This window comes from Streptomyces sp. 2P-4 (assembly GCF_030167965.1).
Lineage (GTDB): Bacteria > Actinomycetota > Actinomycetes > Streptomycetales > Streptomycetaceae > Streptomyces > Streptomyces globosus_A.
Genome location: NZ_CP095011.1, coordinates 2,843,850 through 2,868,988, shown reverse-complemented (window position 1 = coordinate 2,868,988; position 25,139 = coordinate 2,843,850). Strand labels below are relative to the sequence as shown.

The window sequence follows — 25,139 nt, the reverse complement described above, 5'->3', positions numbered from 1 at the left end:
CCGGTCGCCCTTGTGTGCGTCACCGTCAAAGCCGGGCTTATGCTCGAAGGGTGATCGAGGCACGTCATCTCCGGATCCTGCGCGCCGTCGCCGGGACCGGCTCCTTCTCCGCGGCCGCCCGCGAACTCGGGTGCACGCAGCCCGCCGTCTCCCAGCAGATGAAGGCGCTGGAGCAGTCGGCCGGCACGCCGCTGCTCGTCCGTGCCGGCCGCGAGATGCGCCTCACGCAGGCCGGCGAGGCCCTCGTACGGCACGCCGCGGGGATCCTCGCCGGTCTGACGGCCGCGGAGGAGGAGGTCGCCGCCATCGCCGGGCTGCGCGCCGGCCGGGTCCGGCTCGTCTCCTTCCCCAGCGGCAGCTCCACCCTGGTGCCGACGGCGCTGGCGGCGATGCGCGCCGAGCACCCGGGCACGCGGATCTCGCTGGTCGAGGCGGAGCCGCCGCGCTCGGTGGAGATGCTGCGCGACGGCGACTGCGACGTGGCCCTGGCCTTCCGCTACGCCGGCTCCGACCCGGCCGGCCCGCATGCCGGCGGCGCCGGGGCGCCGACTGCCGAGGGGTGGGAGGACCTGGTCGTGCGGCCCCTGCTGACGGACCGCCTCGTCGGGCTGGTGCCCGAGGGCCACCGGCTGGCCGGCTCGGCCGGGGTCCGCATGGCGGAACTCGCGGACGAGCCGTGGATCGCGGGCTGTCCGCGCTGCCGCCGCCACCTGGTCGAGGTGTGCGAGGACGCGGGCTTCACCCCGCGCATCGACTTCGCCACCGACGACTACCCGGCCGTCGCCGGCCTGGTCGGGGCGGGGCTCGGCGTCGCGGTGCTGCCGGAGCTCGCGGTGGAGTCCGTCCGCGCCAAGGGCGTGGGCACCGTGGCCGTCGAGCCCCCCGTCGAGCGCGAGATCGTGGCGCTGACGCTGCCCGACCTGGCCCGGGTGCCGGCCGTCGCCGCCACCCTCGCCGAGCTGGAGCGGGCCGCGGCGCGCTGAGCCCCGCCGCGAGCGGCGGGCAGCGCCCGCAGCGGGCTGGTGAAACGTTCCTTCTTCGCTGCGCCGGACCCGGCTCAGTCCGGTGTGATCCGTCCGATCGTGCTCGACGCGGGGATCAGCCGATGGCGGGCACGCCCCATCAGCTCCTCGCGCTCGTCTTCCGTGAGGCCGCCCCACACCCCGTAGGGCTCGCGGACGGCCAGCGCGTGCGCGGCGCATTCCGAACGCACCGGGCATCGCATGCAGACCTCTTTAGCCGAGGCCTCGCGCGCACTCCTGGCCGCGCCCCGCTCGCCCTCCGGGTGGAAGAAGAGGGAGCTGTCGACCCCTCGGCAGGCGGCCAGCAGCTGCCAGTCCCAGAGGTCGGCGTTCGGTCCGGGAAGGCGGGAGAAATCTGCCATGGGTAGTCCTCGTTGGTGCCGGTACTGAGACGGATACGGTCCGAGCCACCACACCTACTGTCCTAGTAGATGTAAATATGACTCATTGGGAATCTAGCCTCAGACACAGGCGAAACGGAAGGAAAGCCGCCAAATAGGGCATAGCTCCAGATGGAGGACAGATGGAGGGCAGGTGGCGAGTGGCGCCGCCGATGTGATCGCGTCCTCACGTAGAGTGCCGAAGGTGTCCGTCCGACCCGTAACTCTTTCGAGTGACCATCGTTGAGAGAGCGAAGGCGGTTGAACCAATGACCTCCCGGACAGGTGTCCGAGAGCATCGACCGCACAGGTGACGATACGTACCAAGCCTGGAGGCTCAAGGTGACGCGCATCAGCAGCTCCGGAGGGCGGTCATGACTTCCGTCCTCGTCTGCGACGACTCCCCGCTTGCCCGAGAGGCGCTCCGTCGCGCGGTTGCCACCGTGCCCGGCGTCGAGCGCGTGACGACGGCTGCCAACGGCGAGGAAGTCCTCCGCCGCTGGGGCGCCGACCGCTCCGACCTCATTCTCATGGACGTACGGATGCCCGGGCTCGGCGGTGTGGAGACGGTGCGCCGGCTGCTCTCGGCCGATCCGGGCGCCCGCATCATCATGCTCACCGTCGCCGAGGACCTCGACGGCGTGGCCCTGGCCGTCGCCGCCGGCGCCCGCGGCTACCTGCACAAGGACGCCTCGCGCGCCGAACTGCGGGCCACGGTCACCCAGGCCCTGGCCGACCCGACCTGGCGGCTGGCCCCGCGCCGGCTCCGCTCCGCCGAGATGGGCGCCGCGCCCACCCTCACCGCGCGCGAGATCCAGGTCCTGGAGGGCATGAGCCACGGCCGGTCCAACGCGGAGATCGGGCGCGAGCTCTTCCTCTCCGAGGACACGGTCAAGACGCACGCCCGCCGGCTGTTCAAGAAGCTGGGCGCCTCGGACCGGGCACACGCCGTGGCGCTCGGGTTCCGCTGGGGCCTCGTCCGCTGACCGCGCCCCCGCAGGCCGGACGCTGAGCCGGTCCCGTCCGCCACGGCGGACGGGGCGGCGCGCCCGGCGCGCCCCGCCCGCCCACGGCGCCGCCGCCGGGCCCCGGACCGCCGCCGGCCCCGGGCCGTCCGCCGCCCCGCTCCCCGCCCTGCCGCCCGGCCCCACCCCCGTGCGTGGCCGGGGATTGGCGGGGCACGATCCGGGGGACGTGTCGCTTCGTGCGCGATGCCGCATGCTTGAGTGTGTGGCGCATTTTCTGGGATGGGGCCTCGGAAAGCATTCGGGCGAGCGGGAGGGGAGCGTGCAGTGACGAGTCCAGGCGCACCCGCTCATAACGCTTCGGCGCACAACACGGGCCGCGATGCCGCGAACACTCCGGCGCCAAGGCACCATGGATTGATGCGCGACGACGAGGCCATGGGCTCCCCCGCGGCCACAGGGCCCACCGGAGCCGCCAGGGGCGGCGGCGCCGGGGCGGTCAGCGACCTCGTCCGGCGCGCCGTGGACGGTGACGAGCAGGCCACCCACGACCTGCTCGCCTTCGTGCACCCGCTGGCCATCCGCTACTGCCGCACCCGGCTCTCCCGGCTCCCGGGTGACGCCCGCCACTTCGTCGAGGACCTGGCGCAGGAGGTCTGCGTCGCCGTCCTGATGGCGCTCCCGCGCTACCGCGACACCGGCCGCCCCTTCGAGGCGTTCGTCTTCGCGATCGCCGCGCACAAGGTCGCCGACCTCCAGCGGGCCGCCATGCGCCACCCCGGCAGCACGGCCGTCCCGTCGGACGAGATGCCCGAGCGGCCGGACGACTCCCTCGGCCCGGAGGAGCGGGCGCTGCTCAGCAGCGACGCCGCCTGGGCCCGCAAACTGCTCGCCAACCTGCCGGAGACGCAGCGCGAGCTCCTCGTGCTGCGCGTCGCCGTCGGCCTGACCGCCGAGGAGACCGGCCAGATGCTCGGCATGTCCCCCGGCGCCGTCCGGGTGGCCCAGCACCGGGCGCTCAGTCGGCTGCGGGCCCTGGCCGAGCAGTAGCGGCCGGGCCGACGGCGGCGGATTCCCGGGTGGGCCCGGCCGCATGCCGCTCCCTAGGAGGAATCCACGAAACTTGGGAGTGATCTCGCTCGTGGAATGAGACGCCTCCCGATCCCGTTAGCATGGACATCCGCGCTGGGCAAGACCATTTGGGAAGGTGTCATGACTGTCAACTCCGACGGAGTGCCCGACAAATTCGCCGCGCTCGGACTCACGTACGACGACGTCCTGCTGCTGCCGGGCTCGTCGGACATGGCCCCGGACGAGATCGACACTTCCTCCCTCATCTCGCGGAACGTGCGGGTCAACATCCCGCTGCTGTCCGCCGCCATGGACAAGGTCACCGAGTCCCGCATGGCGATCGCGATGGCCCGCCAGGGCGGCGTCGGCGTGCTCCACCGCAACCTGTCCATCGCCGACCAGGCCAACCAGGTCGACCTGGTCAAGCGCTCCGAGTCCGGCATGGTGACCGACCCGATCACGGTCCACCCGGACGCGACGCTGCGCGAGGCCGACGAGCTGTGCGCGAAGTTCCGCATCTCCGGCGTGCCCGTCACCGACGCCGCCGGCAAGCTGCTCGGCATCGTCACCAACCGCGACATGGCCTTCGAGTCCGACCGCAGCCGCCAGGTGCGCGAGGTCATGACCCCGATGCCGCTCGTCACGGGCAAGGTGGGCATCTCCGGCGTGGACGCCATGGAGCTGCTGCGCCGCCACAAGATCGAGAAGCTGCCGCTGGTCGACGACGCGGGCGTCCTCAAGGGCCTGATCACGGTCAAGGACTTCGTCAAGGCCGAGAAGTACCCGCACGCGGCCAAGGACAAGGAGGGCCGCCTGCTGGTCGGCGCCGCGGTCGGCGTCGCCGGGGACGCCTACGAGCGCGCCCAGGCCCTCATCGAGGCCGGCGTCGACTTCATCGTCGTCGACACCGCGCACGGCCACTCCCGCCTCGTCGGGGACATGGTCGCCAAGATCAAGTCGAACGCGTCGGTCGACGTCATCGGCGGCAACGTCGCCACCCGCGACGGCGCGCAGGCCCTGGTCGACGCCGGCGCGGACGGCATCAAGGTCGGCGTGGGCCCCGGCTCCATCTGCACCACCCGCGTCGTCGCCGGCATCGGCGTCCCGCAGGTCACCGCCATCTACGAGGCCGCCCTGGCGGCCAAGGCCGCGGGCGTCCCCGTCATCGGCGACGGCGGCCTGCAGTACTCCGGCGACATCGCGAAGGCCCTGGTCGCCGGCGCAGACACGGTGATGCTCGGCTCGCTGCTGGCCGGCTGCGAGGAGTCCCCCGGCGAGCTGCTCTTCATCAACGGCAAGCAGTTCAAGTCGTACCGCGGCATGGGCTCCCTCGGCGCGATGCAGTCCCGCGGCGACCGCAAGTCCTTCTCCAAGGACCGCTACTTCCAGGAGGGCGTGGGCGGCGACGACAAGCTCATCCCCGAGGGCATCGAGGGCCAGGTGCCCTACCGCGGCCCGCTGTCCGCGGTGGTCCACCAGCTCGTCGGCGGCCTGCGCCAGTCGATGTTCTACGTCGGCGGCCGCACGGTGCCGGAGCTCCAGGAGCGGGGCCGGTTCGTCCGGATCACCTCCGCGGGGCTGAAGGAGAGCCACCCGCACGACATCCAGATGACGGTCGAGGCGCCGAACTACTCGCGCCAGGGCTGACAGCCGCCACGGGGGCGGGTCCGGGAACGGGCCCGCCCCCGCGGCATGCGTCCGCACAGCGGTCGCCGGGACGCGCGCGCCCGCCCTTCGGGGATACTGGACGGGCAGACCCAGAGGAAAGGCCACCACACGTGACTGAGATCGAGATCGGGCGCGGCAAGCGCGGCCGCAGGGCGTACGCGTTCGACGACATCGCCATCGTCCCGAGCCGGCGGACGCGGGACCCGAAGGAGGTCTCCATCGCCTGGCAGATCGACGCGTACCGCTTCGAGCTCCCGTTCCTGGCTGCCCCGATGGACTCCGTCGTCTCCCCGCAGACCGCGATCCGCATCGGCGAGCTCGGCGGCCTCGGCGTCCTGAACCTCGAAGGCCTGTGGACCCGCCACGAGGACCCGCAGCCGCTGCTCGACGAGATCGCCGAGCTGCCGGAGGAGGCCGCGACCCGCCGCCTGCAGGAGATCTACGCGGCCCCGATCCAGGCCGACCTGATCGGTCAGCGCATCAAGGAGGTCCGCGACTCCGGCGTCGTCACCGCCGCCGCGCTCTCCCCGCAGCGCACCGCCCAGTTCTCCAAGGCCGTCGTCGATGCGGGCGTCGACATCTTCGTCATCCGCGGGACGACGGTCTCCGCGGAGCACGTCTCCGGCGCCGCCGAGCCGCTGAACCTGAAGCAGTTCATCTACGAGCTCGACGTCCCGGTCATCGTCGGCGGCTGCGCCACCTACACGGCGGCCCTGCACCTGATGCGCACCGGCGCGGCCGGCGTCCTCGTCGGCTTCGGCGGCGGCGCCGCGCACACCACCCGCAACGTGCTGGGCATCCAGGTCCCGATGGCCACGGCCGTCGCGGACGTGGCCGCCGCCCGCCGCGACTACATGGACGAGTCCGGCGGCCGCTACGTGCACGTCATCGCCGACGGCGGCGTGGGCTGGTCCGGCGACCTGCCCAAGGCCATCGCCTGCGGCGCCGACGCCGTGATGATGGGCTCCCCGCTGGCCCGCGCCACCGACGCGCCCGGCCGCGGCCACCACTGGGGCATGGAGGCCGTCCACGAGGACGTGCCGCGCGGCAAGAAGGTCCACCTGGGCACCGTCGGCACCACCGAGGAGATCCTCACCGGCCCGTCGCACACCCCGGACGGCTCCATGAACCTCTTCGGCGCGCTGCGCCGCTCGATGGCCACCACCGGCTACAGCGAGCTGAAGGAGTTCCAGCGCGTCGAGGTCACCGTCGCGGACAGCCACCACCACGGCTGACCGGCCCCGCGGCCGTACGCACGCACGCCATGCCGGAAGGGCCGGTTCCCCGAGACGGGGGGCCGGCCCTTCCGGCGTACCCGGTCAGAGCCGGTGGGCGGCGCCGGCCGGGCTCGCCCCGCGCGTGTCCAGGAGCAGCTGCGCCTTGACCGCCAGGCCCTGGAGGTCGTAGGTGCGGTGGTGCTGGAGGAGGATCGTCAGGTCGGCGGTGGCGGCGGCCTCGTAGAGGGACTCGGCGCGGGGGACCGGCTGGTCGCGGACCCGCCAGCCGGCGACGTACGGGTCGTGGTAGCTGATCAGCGCGCCGAGGTCGAGGAGGCGGCTGGCGATCTCCGGGGCCGGGGAGCCCTCCTGGTCCGCAAGGTCCGGCTTGTAGGTGACGCCGAGGAGCAGGATGCGGGCCCCGCGGGCGGACTTGCCGTGCTCGTTCAGCAGGGTGGCGCAGCGCTGGATGACGTACTGGGGCATCCGCCCGTTGATCTCCTGGGCGAGGCCGACCATGCGCAGGGGGTGGCCGGGGGTGCGTGTGGTGTGGGGGAGGTAGTTGGGGTCGAGGGGGACGCTGTGGCCGCCGACGCCGGGGCCGGGGCGGAAGGCCTGGAAGCCGTACGGCTTGGTCTCGGCGCAGCGGATGACGTCCCACAGGTCGACGCCGAGGTCGTGGCAGAGGACGGCCATCTCGTTCATCAGCGCGATGTTCACGTGCCGGTAGTTGGTTTCCAGGAGCTGGACGGTCTCGGCCTCGCGCAGCCCGCGGGCGCGGACGACCTTCTCGGCGATGCGGGCGTAGAAGGCGTGGGCGGACTCGGTGCAGGCGGGGGTGAGGCCGCCGATGACCTTGGGCGTGTTGGCGATGGTGTGGGTGCGGTTGCCGGGGTCGTGGCGGCTGGGGGAGTACGCCAGGTGGAAGTCGCGGCCGGCGCGCAGGCCCGAGCCGGACTCCAGGATCGGGCGCAGGTACTCCTCGGTGGTCCCCGGGTGGGCCGCGGACTCCAGGATCACGGTGGTGTGCGGGCGCAGCCGGGCGGCCAGGGCCCGGCCCGCCTCGCCGACGGCGCCGAGGTCGAGGGCGCGGTCGGCGCCGAGCTGGGTGGGGGCGCAGATGACGGCGGTGCGGACCCGGCCGAGGTCGGCGGGGTTGGCGGTGACCCGGAAGCCGGCGGCCGACATGCGGCGGACCTCGGCGGCGGTGAGAGTGGAACCGGTGGCCGGGCCGATGTCGTAGCCGACGGTCTCGATCCCTGCTGCGACGGCGGCCTGGGCCAGTGGGAGGCCGAGGTGGCCGAGTCCGATGACGGCGAGGTCTGCGGGCATGGGGTGGTGCCGTCCCTTCCCTGGCATGCATGGAGAGGCTGGGTGCGCAAGTCCTGTGGATCCCGGGGGCCTCCGATGAGCTGGCGCGATGTCAGACTAGGCGTATATATGACCGATCTGTCGTATTACGGGGTGATGGTCTCCGTTGTGTTGTCCACAGGCGGTGGCTGATGCGGGAGTGCCGGGTCAGAATCGAGGGCGGGGGACGTGAGCGGGACCGCCCGCGCCGAGCCGGCGCGGCCCGCACCGACGGGAGGCAGCCGTGAGGACAGCGACACTGGGGCCGGCGCAGCGCGCCGACGCCCTCGCCCGGATGGCCGAGCGGGAACTGGACGTGCTCGTGGTGGGCGCCGGCGTGGTCGGCGCGGGCACCGTGCTGGACGCCGCGACCAGGGGCCTGCGGACCGGGATCGTCGAGGCGCGGGACTGGGCGTCCGGGACGTCCAGCCGGTCCAGCAAGCTGATCCACGGCGGCCTGCGCTACCTGGAGATGCTCGACTTCGCCCTCGTGCGCGAGGCGCTGAAGGAGCGCGGCCTGCTGCTGGAGCGGCTCGCCCCGCACCTCGTCCGGCCCGTGCCCTTCCTCTACCCGCTCCGGCACAAGGGCTGGGAGCGCCTCTACGCCGGCTCCGGCGTCGCCCTGTACGACGCGATGTCCGTCTCCAGCGGGCACGGCCGCGGCCTGCCCGTGCACCGGCACCTCTCCCGCCGGCGCGCCCTGCGGGTGGCCCCGGCCCTGCGCAAGGACGCCCTCGTGGGCGCCCTGCAGTACTACGACGCCCAGATGGACGACGCCCGGTACGTCACCAACCTGGTGCGGACGGCCGCGGTGTACGGGGCGCACTGCGCCAACCGGGCGAGGGTCGTCGGCTTCCTGCGCGAGGGCGAGCGGGTCGTCGGCGCGCGCGTGCAGGACGTGGAGGGCGGGCGGGAGTACGAGGTCCGCGCCCGCCAGGTGGTCAACGCGACGGGGGTGTGGACGGACGACACGCAGGTGCTGATCGCGGAGCGCGGCCAGTTCCACGTCCGGGCGTCGAAGGGCGTCCACCTCGTCGTGCCGAAGGACCGGATCAACTCGACCACCGGGCTGATCCTGCGGACGGAGAAGTCGGTCCTGTTCGTCATCCCGTGGGGCCGGCACTGGATCGTGGGCACCACCGACACCGACTGGGACCTCGACAAGGCGCACCCTGCGGCGTCCAGCGCGGACATCGACTACCTGCTGGAGCGCGTCAACTCGGTCCTGGCCGTCCCCCTCACGAGGGATGACGTGGAAGGCGTGTACGCGGGCCTGCGGCCCCTGCTGGCGGGCGAGTCGGACGCGACGAGCAAGCTGTCCCGCGAGCACACCGTGGCGCACCCGGTGCCGGGGCTGGTCGTCGTGGCGGGCGGCAAGTACACGACGTACCGGGTGATGGCGAAGGACGCGGTGGACGAGGCGGTGCACGGCCTCGACCAGCGGGTCGCCGACTGCGTCACCGAGGACGTGCCGCTGGTGGGCGCGGAGGGGTACAGGGCCCTGTGGAACGGCCGGGCCGGCATCGCCGCCCGGTCCGGGCTCCATGTGGTGCGGGTGGAGCACCTGTTGAACCGGTACGGGTCGATGGTGGACGAGCTGCTGGACCTGATCGCGGCCGACCCCTCGCTCGGCGAGCCGCTCGGCGGGGCGGAGGACTACCTGCGGGCGGAGGTGGTCTACGCGGCCTCGCACGAAGGGGCCCGCCACCTCGACGACGTGATGACCCGCCGGACGCGGATCTCGATCGAGACGTTCGACCGGGGGACCCGCTCGGCGCGGGAGTGCGCCGAGCTGATGGCCCCGGTGCTGGGGTGGGACGAGCAGCAGATCGAGAAGGAAGTGGAGCACTACGAGAAGAGGGTGCAGGCGGAGCGCGAATCGCAGCGCCAGCCGGACGACCAGACGGCGGATGCCGCCAGGCTGGGCGCGCCCGACATCGTTCCGTTGTAAGTCCGCGATCCGGAGGGGGGAACCGCGGACCCGGGGCTCCCGTCCGTTGCGGAGTGAGGAACAATAAGGGTTCTGCCGGGGCGGGTTATCGCGCGGGTTCTCCCGGGGCGGGCCGCCGGGCACTCCGGCGGGCGCCGGGGCAGCCGGAGCAGGCGGCACGATCGCAGAGGGGACGCATGTCGAAGCCGGAGCACACCGATTCGCCTGCGGCGGAGCAGGGCCGGGCGAAGCCCGTGTCGGGCGAGCCGGAGCCGTCTGTGAAGGCCGTCCCGCCTGCGCGGACGCCGGCGGCTGAGGCCGGGCCGGGCGCTGCGGAGCCGAAGGCCGCCGGTGCGGCCGCCGCCGGGCCCCAGGACACCGGGCAGTCCGGATCCGCCTCCCCGAAGCCCGACCTCGGGAAGCCGAAGGCCGCCCCTGCGGCTGCCCCCGCGCCGGAGGACGGCGGGGCGGCCGGATCCGCCTCCCCGAAGCCGAAGGCCGCCGGTGCGGCTGCCGCCCGTGCCGCGGCGAATCCGCCCGGGGGCACGCCGGCTGACGCCGCGTCCGCTGCCGCCGGCCGTCCGGAGCCCGCCACCCGCAAGCCCTCCCTCGCGAAGCCCCGCCCCGCCACCGCAACCGGTTCCGCTTCCGCGCACCCGAAGACCGCGAAGCCCGCCAACCCGAAGGCCGGCGCCGCCCCGGCCGCATCCGCTTCCGCCGCACCGCAGAACCCGCAGCCGCGCCCGGTGCAGAGCAGCGCTGCCGCGTCTGATTCCGCTTCGGCTGACCTCAAGGATGCGAAGCCGGCTGCGCCCCTGGCAGGCGCAGCCGCGAACAGTTCCGCTGCGGTCGCTTCGGAGGACGCGAAGCCGAGCCTGGCGAAGGGCGCTGCTGCCGGCGGTGGTTCCGCTTCGGAGCGGTCCGAGGGTGCCAAGCCCGGCCCGTCCCAGGGTGCTGCTGCCGCGCCGGATTCCGCTTCGGCCGGTGCGGCCAGTGCGAAGCCGGACCTCGCCAAGGGCGGCGCGGCGGCGACCGCATCCGGTTCGGCGGAGCCGGAGGATGCGAAGCCGGGCCTTGCGAAGGACGCGGCTGCGGCGGCCGGTTCCGCTTCGACCCGGGGCGAGGAGGCGAAGCCGAAGGCCGGGGCGCAGGCCGACGCCGTCCGCACGACGTCCGGGAACCCCATCATCGACAAGGCCGACGCCGTCGCCGCCGCCGTGAAGGCCGCGGCCGTCAAGGCCGCCGACGACAGCGGCCGCGAGGGCCGGCTCCTCGCCGGCCGCTACCGGCTCGGCGAGGTGCTCGGCAAGGGCGGCATGGGCACCGTCTGGCGCGCCGAGGACGAGACCCTCGGCCGCACCGTCGCCGTCAAGGAGCTCCGCTTCGGCAACGGCGTCGACGAGGACGAGAAGCGCCGCCTCATCACCCGCACCCTCCGCGAGGCCAAGGCCATCGCCCGGATCCGCAGCGGCGGCGCCGTCACCGTCTTCGACGTCGTCGACGAGGACGGCCGTCCGTGGATCGTCATGGAGCTCATCGAGGGCCCCTCCCTCGCCGAGTTCATACGGGAACAGGGCCCGCTGACGCCGCGCCGGGCCGCCGAGGTCGGCCTCGCGGTGCTCGAAGTGCTGCGCGCCGCCCACGGCCAGGGCATCCTGCACCGTGACGTGAAGCCGTCCAACGTGCTCATCGCCGCCAACGGCCGCGTCGTCCTCACCGACTTCGGCATCGCGCAGGTCGAGGGCGACCCGTCCATCACCTCCACCGGCATGCTCGTCGGCGCACCCTCGTACATCTCGCCCGAGCGCGCCCGCGGCCAGAAGCCGGGCCCGCCGGCCGACATGTGGTCGCTCGGCGGCCTGCTCTACGCCGCCGTCGAGGGGGTGCCCCCCTACGACAAGGGGTCCGCGCTCGCCACGCTCACCGCCGTCATGACCGAGCCGGTGGAGCCGCCGAAGAACGCCGGCCCGCTGACCGAGGTCATCTACGGCCTGCTGGTCAAGGACCCGGCCCGGCGCCTCGACGAGGAGCGCGCCCGGGTCATGCTGACCGCCGTGGTCAACATGCCGGAGCCGGAGGCCGTCGAGGTCCTGGCCCCGGCCGTGGAGGAGACCCGGCAGATCTCCCTGACCGCGGCGAAGGAGGCCGCGGCCAAGGCCGCCGCCGACAAGGCCGCCGAGAAGGCGGAGAAGAAGGAGCGCGAGCGCCGCGAGAAGGAGCAGCGCGAGCGCGCCCGCGCCGCGCTGAAGGCGGCCCGCAAGGCCGCCGCGGCCACCGCCGCCACGGCGGCGGCCGCGACCGCCGCCGAGCCGCCCGCCTCCGGCGGCGCGCGCACCGGCCCCGTCGCGGCGCCGCTGACGGACGTCATGTCGCGCCGCACCATCGGGCTGGCCATCGTCGGCGTGGTGGTCGCGCTGGCCGCGATCGGGTCGCTGATCGTGTACGCGTTCAGCGGCGGAGACTCCGAGGAGCAGGGCAAGGGCGCCCCGGGGCCGACGGCCTCCGGCAAGCCGAGCCCGGGCCCCTCCGGCAAGACCGGCGACGCCGGCTCCACCGGGGGCGGGGCGGGCGGCAGCAGCCCGTCGGCCCAGGGGCAGACGCCGAGCGGGCAGGAGAGCCCCGGCCAGGCGCAGGGGCAGGGGCAGGGGCAGGGCCAGGCGTCCGCGCAGGGCCAGGGCCAGGGCTCCGACCCGGGCGGTCCCGCGGCCGGGCTCCCCGCCGGCTTCGCCACGGTGACGGACCTCGGCTTCCGCTTCTCCATGGCGATGCCGCAGGACTTCCGCCACACGGACACCGCCGGTGACAACTCCGGCGCCATATACAGCCGCGACGGCGGCTTCCCGCGCATCCAGGTCGACTTCACCAGCCGCCCCGGCGAGGACGCGCGCGCCGCCTGGGCGGCGCTCGCCCCGGCCGTCGCCCGCAGCAGCAAGGGCTACCGGACGATCCGCATCGACGCGGTCGGCTACCGCGACTACCCCACCGTCGCCGACTGGGAGTTCGAGCGGGAGCAGCAGGGCATCAAGGTCCGCGTGCTCGACCGCGGCTTCAAGGTGGACGCCGCACGCGGCTACGCCATCATGATCAGCTGCGCGGCGGACCAGTGGGACGGCCCGGAGTGCCGGCAGCTGCGCGACACGGCCTTCGCGACGTTCCAGCCCCTGGGCTGACAAGCCTTTCCGGGTCCGGGACGCGGGAGCCCCCGGCGACGTATCGTGTCAGCGGGGGCCGCAGGGAGACGGCCCCGGCTCGGGGGAGGCGCAGTGGAGGACTACGCGGGGCGGATCCTGGCCGGCCGCTACCGTCTGCCGCTGCCGCCGTCGGACGAGTACGAGCCGGCCGAGACCCGTGCCTTCGACACCCGGAGCGGGCAGGAAGTCCTGGTCCGGCAGGTGCCGTTACCCGAGATCGTGGACGCCGAGCTGGTCGACGGCGAGGCTGCCGGGTACGCCGCGGAGGCGCCCCGGCCCCCGTACCCCTCCGGCCCCGGGCGGCGCCCGGCGGGCGAACTCCCCGCCGTGCGGCGGGCGATCGCGGCGGCGCAGGCGGCGGCGTCCGTACCCGACCATCCGCGGCTGGACCAGGTCTTCGACGTGTTCGCCGAAGGCGGCTCACTGTGGATAGTGAGCGAGCTGGTGCCCGCCCGGCCGCTGGCCGCGCTCCTCGCGGAGGAGCCGCTGACGCCGTACCGGGCCGCCGAGGTGGCCTCCGACGTGCTGACGGCCCTGCGTGTGCTGCACGCGCACGGCTGGACGCACCGCAACATCACGGTGCGGACCGTGCTGATATGCGACGACGGGCGCGTCGTGCTGACCGGCCTCGCGGCCGGCGCCGCGGAGGACGCGCTGTGCGGGTACGACCCGGTCCCGCCCGAGGACGACGACCCGCCCGCGGAGGACGCCTGGGGCGCCCCGCCCGCCCCCGCTGCGCCCCCGTACGCCCCCCTGATCGCCCCCGGCTACGAAACGGCCCCCCGCCCCGCGGACCACACGTCCCCGAACCCCCAGCTCCCGCCCGGCTACGCCCCGTCGGCCGGGCCCGCCCCGGGACACACCGGCCGCGCCGTCCCCGAGCGGCCGCTGCCGCCCGGCATCGACCCGCCGGCCGACCCCGGTCCCGCGGCGGGACCCCGGTACGCGGACCACGTCGCCCCGGGGCCGCCGCTGCCGTCCGGCGGCGGCCCGTCGGCCCCGCCCGGTCCGGGGACCACCGGCCGCGCCGTCCCGGAGCCGCCGGGGCTGTCCGGCCGGGACGCGCAGGGCCTGCCCGGGGCCGTGGTGGGGCCGCGGTATGCGGACCACATCGTGCCCGGGCGGGACGCGCACGGCGCCGGCCTGCTCGGCGGCGGTGCGGCGGGGGAGGGCGGCCTGCTGCCCGGCGGCGCCGCGGGCCGTGCGCCGCTCGTAGCCCCCGGATACGAGACCGGGCCGCGTGGCGGAGCCGCGGAGGCCGGTGCGTCCCGAGCCGTTGCCGCCCACGGGCCGGGGCCGGAGTCCGCGACCGCGCGGGTCCCCGCGGAGGCGGCGCCCGGCTCCGCCCCGGAGCGGCGGCCGATCGGGTCGAAGCTGCCGCAGGGGTACGCGTACCCGTACGGCGGCCCCAAGGCCCCGGAGACCCCGGAGGCGGCGGAGGCGGCGGAGGCCGGAGAGGCCGGGGACGCCGCGCCGCCCGCGGAGGCGCCCTCCGCCCCGCCCGCACCCCCGGCCCCCGCCCCGGCCCCGGCGCCGCCCGGCCGGTCCGGCGGTGGTCCCGCGGATGACGGCCCGCATGCCGGAGCGGATGTGCCCTGGCACGGCGCGACCCCGCGCCGGCAGGCCGCCCTGCCGCCCGGCCTGCCCCAGGGCTACCGGCACGCCGACGACGACACCGCTCCCCTCCACGCCCCCGGCCTTCCCGCGCCCGCCGGCGGCCCGGCCGGACCGGCCCCGGCCCGCCGGCCCGACGCCCCCGGCGGGGACTCCCGCCCCCTGGCCGCGCCCGCCGGCGGTCCCGCCGGGCCGATCCCGGCGCGCCTCCCCACGCCCCGCCGGCCCGGCCGGGCCGGTCCCGGCGGGCCTGCACAACGCCCCCGGCCGCCCGGGCGGCCCCGCCGCCCCGCCACGGCGGGAGCCCCCGCGGGGAGCGCCCGGCCCCGGGCCGCGTATGGCGGCGGTCCGGTCGGGGCCGTCCCGGCGCGGCTGCCCGGCGCCCGCGCCGGAGCCCCGCCGCCCCGGCGGCCGCCCCGGGAGGCGACCCTGCCGCGGCCGAAGGCGCCGGCGGAGGCCGGCCCGCGCCGGGGGCCGCCGCGCGCGGGCCGCGGACCGGGCTCGACGCCGAGCGGGCGCGGCAGACGCGGATGGCCGTCGTCGGGGCCGTCACCGAGCGGTGGGCCCCGGAACAGGCCCGTACCGTCGCCGGACCCTGGCAGATCGCGGCGCCCGTCGGCCCGGCCACCGACCTGTGGGCGCTCGGCGCGCTGCTCTACCGGGCCGTCCAGGGGCACCCCCCGTACCCGGAGGACAGCGCCGCCGAGCTCGTCGAGATGGTCTGCTCCGAACCGCCCGCCTTCGCGGAGGAGTGCGGCCCGCTGCGGCCGGTCGTGGAGTCCCTGCTGCGCCAGGACCCCACCGAGCGCCCCGACTTCGAGGAGCTGCGCGGCTGGCTGCGCTCCCTCGTGCGGTCGGCGCCCGAGCCCGACGCGGCGCCCGGCGCGCTCCCGCCCGCCGAGCCGGACCCGGCCCGCCTGCCCGCCGTGCGCCGGCGCGGCGACCTGCACGGCCGGCACCGCAACCCGGCGCCCCGGCGCGGCCCCCGCCGCCTCGGGCGGGTCCTGCTGGCCGGGGTCCTCGCCCTCACCGCCGGGGCCGTGGCGTACGCGGTGCTGTTCCTGCCGCGGGCAGGCGAGGGGCAGGACCGGGACGCCGCCTCGCAGACGCCGGTGGCGAAAACGGAGACGCCGTCCCCGCAGGCCCCGCGCTCTCCGGCGCCCTCCGCCACGCCCGGGCCCTCGCAGCCCGCGCCGCAGGCCCCGGCGTCCGCGCCGCCCGGCTACACCGTCCAACAGGACCCGGAGCACTTCGAGATCGCCGTCCCGCAGGGCTGGGAGCGCCGCGGCATGAACGAGGCGGGCCAGGTCCGCTACACCGACGGCCAGTACGTCCTGATCGTCGTCCCGGGCCGGGACAAGGTCGAGGGCAGCCCCGACCCGGCCACCTACCAGAAGGACAAGGAGCCGGAGCTCGCCCCGTACCGGTCCTCGACGTGGGCCAGCGGCGGCGACGTGAAGACCACCAAGGTGGGTCAGCAGCTGCGGGCGACCGGCCGGTACACGTGGATCGACGGCACCGGCCGCAGCGTCGTCGCGCGCAACTTCGTCGTCGCGCTCGGCGGCAGCTACCACGTCGTCATGGTGATGGGCCCGCAGGACGGCGAAGGCAAGGTGACCGAGGTCTTCGAGAAGGCGACCGGAAGTTACAAATCGGGCGGATGAGAGGCTTCTGACGGCAAATCAGTACGGCAATTGCGTCACAGTGCTGCCGGAACCGCGCCCTCCGTGTACCGGCTGCCCCGTGCGCTTCGTAATCTGGCCCGAAGTGCACAGAGTGGCGGGGATCGTGGAACAGCAGACAGGTGCGGGCGCAGTGCTCGCCGGCCGGTACCGGCTCGTGGAGCCCATCGGCAGCGGCGGCATGGGCAAGGTGTGGCGCGCCCACGACGACCTCCTGAGCAGGACCGTCGCCGTCAAGGAGCTGACGGCCGGGCTGTACGTCGCCCAGGCGGACCGGGACGTCCTGCACGCCCGGACGCAGAAGGAGGCCCGCGCGGCCGCCCGCATCCAGCACCCGGCCGTCGTCACCGTCCACGACGTCTTCGAGCACGACGACCGGCCGTGGATCGTCATGGAGTACGTCGACGGCCCGTCCCTCGCCGAGGCGGCCAAGGCGGCCGGCCGGATCGAGCCCCGCGAGGCCGCCCGGATCGGGCTGCACGTCCTCGGCGCGCTGCGCGCCGCGCACGCGGTCGGCGTGCTGCACCGGGACGTCAAGCCCGGCAACGTGCTGCTCGCCAGGGACGGGCGGGTGCTGCTCACGGACTTCGGGATCGCCGCGATCGAGGGCGACTCCTCCATCACCCGCACGGGCGAGATCGTCGGCTCCATCGACTACCTGGCCCCGGAGCGCGTCACGGGCGGCACCCCGGACCCGGCGTCCGACCTGTGGTCGCTCGGGGCGACCCTCTACACGGCGGTCGAGGCCCGCTCGCCGTTCCGCCGCACCTCGCCGATCTCCAGCCTGCAGGCCGTCGTCAACGACGAGCCGCCCGCGCTGCGCCAGTCCGGTCCGCTGGGGCCCGTCATCACCGCGCTGCTGCGCAAGGACCCCGAGGAGCGGCCCTCCGCGCAGGAGACGGAGCGGATGCTGCTGGAGGTGATGGAGGGCCGCGAGCCGAGGGCGGCGCAGGCGTACGTGCCGACGCGCGCGGTGAGCCCGCAGGAGCTGTCCGGGGCGCGGGAGGCCGAACCGGAGGCCCCCGCGGCGAGCGGCGCGGGAGGGACGGCCGCCCTGCCGGCCGGTCCGGCGGAGCCGGCCGAGAGGCCCCGCTCCAGCGCCGGCCGGGTCAGGCGGGCCGCGGCGGTGGCGCTGGTGGCGGCGCTGGTCGGCGGCGGCGCGGTCTTCGGGCTGCTGAAGTACACCGGCGACGGGGTCGGCGGCGACGGCGCCGACCGCAACGCGAGTGCCCCCGACCGGCAGGGCGGCGCCGGGGACAAGGACGCCAAGGACGCCTCCCCGCCCGCGGGCTGGAAGGAGGTCACCGACCCGGAGGGCTTCACCCTGTGGGTGCCGGACGGCTGGAAGCGGCAGATGGACGGCAACCAGATCGACTACACACCGGACAACGGCAGGCACTTCATCCGCATCGCCGTCGACCCCACGCCCGACTACGACACCGCGTACGCGCACGTGCTCGACCTGGAGAAGCAGGTCAGCCGGCGCACCGACTACAAGCGGCAGCGGCTGAACCAGAACACCTTCCGCGACACCACCCGCGCGGCGCTGTGGGAGTTCACCTGGACCGAGAAGGGCGTCCACGCCGGACCGCGCCGCGCCATCGAGCAGATGTACATCGCCCCGGACGGCACCGAGTACGCGGTGTACATGTCGGGCCCGACGTCCACCTGGGAGACGACCCGGGCGCAGTTCGACACCGTGCTCAAGGGCTGGGCGCCGCCCGCCGGCTGAGGCCGCTGCCGCCCCGCCGGCCGCGGGCGCGGCCATCCTGCCAGTGATCGCTGGCGGATATGGCAAAATCCGGTTACCGACGGGTACCCAAAGGGGTCCGGGCGCAATACGCTCACCGCCATGACGGACTCGCCGGCCACCGCCCTCCTCCGCCCTGCCCCGCAGCCCACCAACCCGGTCGCCCCGGCCCCCGCCGGCGCGCGCACCGCCGCGGACGTGGTGACCCCCGACCTGGTCGCCCGCCTCACCCGCGGCGTCATCGGGTCCGGGCGGACCGCGAACCACACGCCGTTCACCGGGGCCAAGCTCGCCGACCTCCCCGAGGCCACCCCGGCCGAGGTCGCCGAGGCGTTCGCGCGGGCCCGTACCGCCCAGGCCGCCTGGGCCGCCGTGCCCGTACGCCGCCGCGCCGCCGTCCTGCTCCGCTTCCACGACCTGGTCCTCGCCCGCCAGGCCGAGGTCCTCGACCTGATCCAGCTGGAGACCGGCAAGGCCCGGCTGCACGCCCACGAGGAGGTCCAGGCCGTCGCCGTCGCCGCCCGCCACTACGGCCGCAAGGCGCCCGCCTACCTGCGGCCGCGCAGCCACACCGGCGCGATGCCGACCCTCACCAAGGTCACCGAGCTGCGCCAGCCGCGCGGCGTGGTCGGCCAGATCGCCCCCTGGAACTACCCCCTCGAACTCTCCGTCGGCGACGCCCTGCCCGCCTTCGCCTCCGGCAACGCCGTCGTCATGAAGCCCGACACCGAGACCGCGCTGACCGCCCTGTGGGCACGCGACGTGCTCGTCGAGGCAGGGCTGCCCCCCGAGGTCTTCCAGGTCGTCCTCGGCGAGGGCCCCGTCGTCGGCCCCGAGGTGGTCCGGCACGCCGACTACGTCTCCTTCACCGGCTCCACCCGCACCGGCCGCGAGGTCGCGCAGGGCGCCGCCGCCCGCCTCGTCGGCGTCTCCCTCGAACTCGGCGGCAAGAACGCCATGCTCGTCCTCCACGACGCCGACGTCGAGAAGGCCGCCGCCGGCGCCGTCCGCGCCTGCTTCTCCTCCGCCGGCCAGCTGTGCATCTCCATCGAGCGGCTCTACGTCCACGCCTCCATAGCCGACGAGTTCCTCGCCCGGTTCGCCGCCCGCACCAAGGCCATGCGCCTGGGCAGCTCCCTCGCCTACGGCGCGGACATGGGCTCGCTGGTCGGCGAGCGCCAGCTGGAGACCGTCCGCCGGCACGTCGACGAGGCCGTCGCCAAGGGCGCCACCCTCGTCGCCGGCGGCACCGCCCGCCCCGACATCGGCCCGCTGTTCTACGAGCCGACCATCCTCGACGGCGTGGAGGCGCCGATGGCCGTCTGCGGCGAGGAGACCTTCGGCCCGGTCGTCTCCGTCTACCGCTTCACCGACGAGGACGAGGCCGTCGCCCAGGCCAACGCCACCCCCTACGGCCTCAACTCCAGCGTGTGGACGAAGGACGCCCGCCGCGGCCGCGCCGTCGCCGCCCGCCTGCGCACCGGCACCGTCAACATCAACGAGGGCTACGCCCCGGCCTACGGCAGCGTCCGGGCCCCCATGGGCGGTATGAAGGACTCCGGCCTCGGCCGCCGGCACGGCTCCGAGGGCATCCTCAAGTACACCGAGGCGCAGACGGTCGCCCACCAGCGGCTGCTGCCGATGGCGCCCTCGCTCGGCATGGACGACGAGGCGTACGCGGCGTTCATGACGCGCAGCCTCCGGCTGATGAAGGCCCTCCGCCTCCGCTAGTGCCGCGGCCGCCCCGACCCGCCCCGCCCCCGCCCCGTCCCGCGGCCGCCAAGGAGGCGCCCCAGTGTCAGAGCCGTACGACTACGACGTCATCGTCATCGGATCCGGCTTCGGAGGCTCCGTCTCGGCGCTGCGCCTGGCCGAGAAGGGCTACCGGGTCGGCGTCCTGGAGGCGGGGCGCCGCTTCACCCGCGAGACCCTCCCGCGCAACAGCTGGGACCTGCGGGGCTACCTGTGGGCGCCGGCGCTCGGCCTGTACGGCATCCAGCGGATCCACCTCCTCGGCAACGTGATGGTGCTGGCCGGGGCCGGCGTCGGCGGCGGCTCCCTCAACTACGCCAACACCCTGTACGTGCCGCCCACCGCCTTCTTCGAGGACCGGCAGTGGGCGCACATCACGGACTGGCGCGAGGAGCTGGCCCCGTACTACGAGCAGGCCAAGCGGATGCTCGGGGTGCGGCTCAACCCGACGACGACCGCCTCCGACGTCCACCTGAAGGCCGTCGCCGAGAAGATGGGCGTCGGGGACACCTTCCACATGGCGCCGGTCGGCGTCTTCTTCGGCGACGGCGCCGACGCCGGCGGCACCGCCGCGGCCCGGCCCGGCCAGGAGGTCCCCGACCCGTACTTCGGCGGCGCCGGCCCCGCCCGCCGGGCCTGCACCGAGTGCGGCGAGTGCATGACCGGCTGCCGGCACGGCGCGAAGAACACCCTCACCGAGAACTACCTCCACCTCGCCGAGCGCGCCGGCGCCGTCATCCACCCCATGACGACCGTCACCGCCGTCGCCGAGCACCCGGACGGCGGCCACCGCGTCCGCACCGTCCCCACCGACGCCCGCCGCCGCGGCACCTCCCGGGAGCTGCGCGCCCGGTACGTGGTCGTCGCCGCCGGCACGTACGGCACCCAGACCCTGCTGCACCGGATGAAGGACACCGGGCTGCTCCCGCGGATCTCCGACCGCCTCGGCGAACTGACCCGCACCAACTCCGAGGGGCTCGTCGGCGCGCAGACCGACGACCGCCGCTACCGCAGGCGCCACGGCCCCGGCCGGCGCGCCGACTTCACCCGCGGCGTCGCCATCACCTCCTCCGTCCACCCGGACGCGGACACCCACATCGAGCCCGTCCGCTACGGCCGCGGCTCGAACGCGATGGGCTTCCTGACCGTGCTCCAGGTGCCCTACGGCCCGCACCGCGTGCGCGGCTGGCTCGCCCGGACCGCGAAGCACCCGGTGCAGCTGCTGCGCTCGCTCTCCAACCGGCGCTGGTCGGAGCGGACCATCATCGGGCTGGTCATGCAGTCCGTCGACAACTCGCTGACGACGTACCGCAAGCCCCGCGGACTCGGCAGGGGCCTGCTCACGGCCCGCCAGGGGCACGGCGCCCCCAACCCGGTGCAGATCGAGGCGGCCACCCGGGCCGCCTCCCTGCTCGCCGAGGAGATAGGCGGCTTCGCCGGCAGCAACGTCGGCGAGCTCATGGGCACGCCGCTGACGGCGCACTTCCTCGGCGGCTGCCCGATCGGCGCCACCGCCGAGGAGGGCGTCGTCGACCCGTACCACCGGCTGTACGGGCACCCGGGCATCCTCGTCGTGGACGGCGCGGCTGTCTCCGCGAACCTCGGGGTGAACCCCTCGCTGACGATCACGGCGCAGGCCGAGCGGGCGATGGCGTACTGGCCGAACAAGGGCGAGCCGGACGCCCGCCCCGAGCAGGGCGCGGCGTACGTGCGGCTCGCGCCGGTGGAGCCGGTCCGCCCGGCCGTGCCCGAGGAGGCCTTCGGCGCGCTGCGGCTGCCGCTCCTCCCGGTGCCCGGGGTCCCGCCGCGCCGCCCCGGGGCGGCGGCCGAGCTGCGGGCCGACTGATACGCGGCGGGTACCGCGCTCCCCCTCCGAGCGCGGTACCCGCCGCGGTACCTAGGTGACAGGCGCTCGCCCCCGAAGGTTGTACCCGCGGGGCGCCGGCATGCGTGTGTGCTCGGTCACACGGTGAAGCCGGGGTGCGAGGGGCCGGCGGGGCGGGTGGGGCGGGCGGGGGAGGGGGCGGGGGAAGGGCGCGGGTACGCGAACGGCCGGCCCGGGCGTCCCCGGGCCGGCCGTCGTCGGTGTGACCGGCCTGCTGTCCCCTGCCGTCCGGTCACGCGAAGGAGCGAGGTCCCACGACGCACGTCCCACGGGTCGTACGCCTCATCGCTCCGGCGGAGCCACGCGTGGTGCTGGACCCGCGCCTGGCTGACGCGGCCACCCACACCAACGAAGGTCCGCCGGGCCGGTCACGGGCCGGACGGGTGACGAACAGGCGGCTGGAGGGGCCGCCTCAGACCCGGCCGCGGCACAGCTCCAGCAGCGTCATGGCGAGGGCGGTGCCGGGCTTGCCGAGGGCGTCGCTCCAGTGCGACAGCACCTCCATCTCCCGCGACAGGTGCACGCGGCGGCCGCCGGAGGCGATCCGGGCCTCCTGGATGACGGTCGAGACGGCCATCCGCTCCTGGATCAGGCCGATGATCCGGTCGTCGATGGCGTCGATGCGGTCGCGGGACGCCGCGATCAGCTGCTCGGGGTCCGCGTCCGCGGCGGAGGCGGCGGGGGACACGGCGGTGGCGGTGGCGGTGGCGGTCATGGCGGGGGTCTCCTGTCGGTAGGGGCCCGCAGGACCGTGGAAACGCCGCAGCGCCCGGGTCCTGCCGGACCGGGGCGCTGCGGGAAGTCAGGTGCTCTGCGCGAGCATCACGAGGACCCATGGCTGCCGGACCGTCCGGTGCCATAGGTAAAGAGGAAGCTCAGCTGCCTGCGCACGAACCGGATTATTGCCGCGCCGGCCGCCCGGGGCCAAACCGGTTCGGATGGTGAGACGAAAACGGCCCGCGCGTCCCCCGTTAGAATTGACAAAACAGCCCCCTCTTCCGCCGGAAGGCCGCCCCCGTGCCAGAAGCACCCTCCGCCGCCCACGACAGCGCCCCGGACACGGTTCTCGTCGTCGACTTCGGCGCCCAGTACGCCCAGCTCATCGCCCGCCGCGTCCGCGAGGCACGGGTCTACAGCGAGATCGTCCCGAGCACGATGCCCGTGGCCGAGATGCTGGCCAAGGACCCCAAGGCGATCATCCTGTCCGGCGGCCCGTCCTCGGTGTACGAGGAGGGCGCCCCGCAGCTGGACCGCTCGCTCTTCGAGGCCGGCGTCCCCGTCTTCGGCATGTGCTACGGCTTCCAGCTGATGGCGACCGCCCTCGGCGGCACCGTCGACAACACCGGCGCCCGCGAGTACGGCCGCACCCCGCTGAGCGTCAGCAAGACCGGCTCGACCCTCTTCGAGGGCACTCCCGCAGAGCAGTCGGTGTGGATGTCCCACGGCGACGCCTGCTCCGCCGCCCCCGAGGGCTTCACCGTCACCGCCTCGACCGACGTCGTGCCCGTCGCCGCGTTCGAGAACGACGAGAAGAAGCTGTACGGCGTGCAGTACCACCCCGAGGTGATGCACTCCACGCACGGCCAGCAGGTCCTGGAGCACTTCCTCTACCGCGGCGCCGGCCTCAAGCCCACCTGGACCACCGGCAACATCGTCGAGGAGCAGGTCGCGGCCATCAAGGCGCAGGTCGGCGACAAGCGCGCCATCTGCGGCCTCTCCGGCGGCGTGGACTCCGCGGTCGCCGCGGCCCTCGTCCAGAAGGCCATCGGCTCCCAGCTGACCTGCGTGTACGTCGACCACGGCCTGATGCGCAAGGGCGAGACCGAGCAGGTCGAGAAGGACTTCGTCGCCGCGACCGGCGTCCAGCTGAAGGTCGTCGACGCGCAGGAGCGCTTCCTCGCGGCCCTCGCCGGCGTCTCCGACCCCGAGACCAAGCGGAAGATCATCGGCCGCGAGTTCATCCGGGTCTTCGAGCAGGCGCAGGCCGAGATCATCGCCGAGGCCGAGGGCGGCCCCGAGGTGGCCTTCCTCGTCCAGGGCACCCTCTACCCGGACGTCGTGGAGTCCGGCGGCGGCACCGGCACCGCCAACATCAAGTCCCACCACAACGTGGGCGGCCTCCCCGACGACATCGAGTTCCAGCTCGTCGAGCCGCTGCGCCAGCTGTTCAAGGACGAGGTCCGCATGGTCGGCCAGGAGCTCGGCCTGCCCGACGAGATCGTCCACCGCCAGCCCTTCCCCGGCCCCGGCCTCGGCATCCGCATCGTCGGCGAGGTCACCAGGGACCGCCTGGACCTGCTCCGCGAGGCCGACGCCATCGCCCGCGAGGAGCTCACCGCCGCCGGCCTCGACCGTGAGATCTGGCAGTGCCCCGTCGTGCTCCTGGCGGACGTCCGCAGCGTCGGCGTCCAGGGCGACGGCCGCACCTACGGCCACCCGATCGTGCTGCGTCCCGTCTCCTCCGAGGACGCCATGACCGCGGACTGGACGCGCATGCCGTACGAGGTGCTCGCCCGGATCTCCACCCGCATCACCAACGAGGTCAAGGACGTCAACCGCGTCGTCCTGGACTGCACCAGCAAGCCGCCGGGCACCATCGAGTGGGAGTGATCCCGCCGCCGGCCCCGCGCCGCACGTGAGACGGAGCCGCCGCCCCCGCCCGGGGCCGGCGGCTCCGCCGTTTCGCCGGCATCCGCCCGCGCCCGCCGCCCTGCCCCTGGCCACTTGCGGGCCGCGCGGGTACCGTGCGCGCGCCGGCCCCGCGGCCGGCCGACGCCGACCGAGGAGGGCCGCGATGCCGGACCAGCCCCCACCCGTGCCCGTGGACCGGCTCCGCTTCGAGATGCCGCCCGTCCACGACGAACCCGACCGGGAGCGCGCCCACCGCAAGGAGCGGCTCGCCGGGGCGCTGCGCCTGCTCGCGCGGCTCGGCTTCGAGGAGGACCCGGCCGCGCTGGCCACCGCCCGCGACCCCGAGCACCCGGACTGCCTGTGGGTGAACCCCTTCGGGAGGGCGGCGACCGCCCTCACCGCCGGGGACCTGCTCCTCGTCGACGCCGACGGGCGCGTCCTGGAGGGCGGGCGCCGCGTCAACGGGCTCTCCTTCGCCCTCCACGCAGCCGTCCACCGGGCCCGGCCCGACGCGGTCGCCGTGGTCCGCGCGCACGGCCCGTACGGCAGGGCGCTCGCCGCGCTCGGGCAGCTGATCGCCCCCCTCACCCAGGAGGCCTGCGCCTTCTACCAGGACCACGCCCTCGTCGACGAGTACACCCGCGGCGCCGCCGATCCCGCCGAGTGCGCCCGCATCGCCCGCGCGCTCGGCCCGTACAAGGCGCTCGTCCTGCGCAACCACGGGGTGCTCACCGTCGGCGCCACCGTGGACGCCGCCGCCTGGTGGACCGTCGCCGCCGAGCGGGCCGCCCGCGTCCAGCTCACCGCCCGCGCCGCCGGCCGCCCCGCGCCCATCGGACACCGCAGCGCCCTCGCCGCGCGCGAGCGGTTCGGCACCGACCTCGCCGCCTGGGCCGCCTACCAGCCGCTGCGGGAGTCCGCCGCGCCCTGACACCCGTACGCCGCCCGGGTGACGTCAACATCATGAACGGACAATCACCTGCTCTGACATCGTGCGCAATCCGGAGCACTGCCGCAGTGGTGCACAATTC

General features: G+C 75.0%; 16 protein-coding genes and 1 pseudogene. 14 read left to right on the top strand and 3 right to left on the bottom strand.

Features of this window, described 5'->3' with window-relative positions; translation table 11 throughout:
- Positions 1-50: 50 nt before the first annotated feature.
- Positions 51-983 (top strand): LysR family transcriptional regulator, encoded by a 933-nt coding sequence (locus MUK52_RS12165; RefSeq protein ID WP_114053776.1) that lies wholly within the window; start codon positions 51-53, stop codon positions 981-983.
- A gap of 74 nt (positions 984-1,057) precedes the next feature.
- Here the strand turns inward: MUK52_RS12165 and MUK52_RS12160 are convergent, their stop codons facing one another.
- Positions 1,058-1,384, bottom strand: a complete 327-nt coding sequence (locus tag MUK52_RS12160; RefSeq protein ID WP_114053777.1) for a WhiB family transcriptional regulator — start codon at positions 1,382-1,384, stop codon at positions 1,058-1,060.
- A 392-nt stretch (positions 1,385-1,776) separates the two neighbouring features.
- Between MUK52_RS12160 and MUK52_RS12155 the strand changes: the two genes are divergently transcribed.
- The 4 genes from MUK52_RS12155 (at position 1,777) to MUK52_RS12140 (ending at position 6,341) form a co-directional block, all read left to right on the top strand.
- Positions 1,777-2,388, top strand: coding sequence for a response regulator transcription factor (locus MUK52_RS12155; protein WP_003948568.1), 612 nt, complete (start codon positions 1,777-1,779; stop codon positions 2,386-2,388).
- Between the two features lie 399 nt (positions 2,389-2,787).
- On the top strand, positions 2,788-3,417 hold the full coding sequence (locus MUK52_RS12150; RefSeq protein WP_114053778.1) for a sigma-70 family RNA polymerase sigma factor: 630 nt from the start codon (positions 2,788-2,790) through the stop codon (positions 3,415-3,417).
- A 162-nt stretch (positions 3,418-3,579) separates the two neighbouring features.
- Positions 3,580-5,085, top strand: a complete 1,506-nt coding sequence (gene guaB / locus MUK52_RS12145; protein ID WP_114053779.1) for an IMP dehydrogenase — start codon at positions 3,580-3,582, stop codon at positions 5,083-5,085.
- A 131-nt stretch (positions 5,086-5,216) separates the two neighbouring features.
- On the top strand, positions 5,217-6,341 hold the full coding sequence (locus tag MUK52_RS12140; RefSeq protein ID WP_114053780.1) for a GuaB3 family IMP dehydrogenase-related protein: 1,125 nt from the start codon (positions 5,217-5,219) through the stop codon (positions 6,339-6,341).
- A gap of 84 nt (positions 6,342-6,425) precedes the next feature.
- On the opposite strand, the gene MUK52_RS12135 is transcribed toward MUK52_RS12140, so the two are convergent.
- Complete coding sequence (locus MUK52_RS12135; RefSeq protein ID WP_114053781.1) at positions 6,426-7,655, bottom strand: nucleotide sugar dehydrogenase; 1,230 nt, start codon at positions 7,653-7,655, stop codon at positions 6,426-6,428.
- 262 nt (positions 7,656-7,917) lie between these two features.
- On the opposite strand from MUK52_RS12135, the gene MUK52_RS12130 reads away from it, so the two are divergent.
- The 7 genes and pseudogenes from MUK52_RS12130 to MUK52_RS12105 all read left to right on the top strand — a co-directional run bounded on the left by MUK52_RS12130 (position 7,918) and on the right by MUK52_RS12105 (position 21,438).
- Entirely contained in the window at positions 7,918-9,624 is a 1,707-nt protein-coding gene (locus MUK52_RS12130) for a glycerol-3-phosphate dehydrogenase/oxidase (RefSeq protein WP_284575967.1), read from the top strand.
- 176 nt (positions 9,625-9,800) lie between these two features.
- The gene (locus MUK52_RS12125) at positions 9,801-12,773 is read left to right on the top strand and encodes a serine/threonine-protein kinase (RefSeq protein WP_284575966.1); all 2,973 of its coding nucleotides are present in this window, start codon (positions 9,801-9,803) and stop codon (positions 12,771-12,773) included.
- 93 nt (positions 12,774-12,866) lie between these two features.
- Positions 12,867-13,538, top strand: a pseudogene (locus MUK52_RS33300) (protein kinase); the annotation flags it as partial.
- A gap of 1,400 nt (positions 13,539-14,938) precedes the next feature.
- Positions 14,939-16,072 (top strand): serine/threonine kinase C-terminal domain-containing protein, encoded by a 1,134-nt coding sequence (locus tag MUK52_RS33295; protein WP_502963560.1) that lies wholly within the window; start codon positions 14,939-14,941, stop codon positions 16,070-16,072.
- 124 nt (positions 16,073-16,196) lie between these two features.
- Positions 16,197-17,822 (top strand): serine/threonine-protein kinase, encoded by a 1,626-nt coding sequence (locus tag MUK52_RS12115; RefSeq protein WP_114058424.1) that lies wholly within the window; start codon positions 16,197-16,199, stop codon positions 17,820-17,822.
- Positions 17,823-17,942: 120 nt separating this feature from the next.
- Positions 17,943-19,571, top strand: coding sequence for a succinic semialdehyde dehydrogenase (locus MUK52_RS12110; protein ID WP_284575965.1), 1,629 nt, complete (start codon positions 17,943-17,945; stop codon positions 19,569-19,571).
- A 64-nt stretch (positions 19,572-19,635) separates the two neighbouring features.
- Positions 19,636-21,438, top strand: a complete 1,803-nt coding sequence (locus MUK52_RS12105) for a GMC family oxidoreductase N-terminal domain-containing protein (RefSeq protein ID WP_114053786.1) — start codon at positions 19,636-19,638, stop codon at positions 21,436-21,438.
- 451 nt (positions 21,439-21,889) lie between these two features.
- Here the strand turns inward: MUK52_RS12105 and MUK52_RS12100 are convergent, their stop codons facing one another.
- Entirely contained in the window at positions 21,890-22,192 is a 303-nt protein-coding gene (locus MUK52_RS12100; RefSeq protein ID WP_114053787.1) for a chorismate mutase, read from the bottom strand.
- Between the two features lie 302 nt (positions 22,193-22,494).
- On the opposite strand from MUK52_RS12100, the gene guaA reads away from it, so the two are divergent.
- Positions 22,495-24,087 carry a glutamine-hydrolyzing GMP synthase gene (gene guaA, locus MUK52_RS12095; protein WP_284575963.1) on the top strand — a complete coding sequence of 531 codons (1,593 nt, stop codon included), beginning with the start codon at positions 22,495-22,497 and terminating at the stop codon, positions 24,085-24,087.
- 184 nt (positions 24,088-24,271) lie between these two features.
- On the top strand, positions 24,272-25,039 hold the full coding sequence (locus MUK52_RS12090) for a class II aldolase/adducin family protein (RefSeq protein ID WP_284575962.1): 768 nt from the start codon (positions 24,272-24,274) through the stop codon (positions 25,037-25,039).
- Positions 25,040-25,139 lie beyond the last annotated feature (100 nt).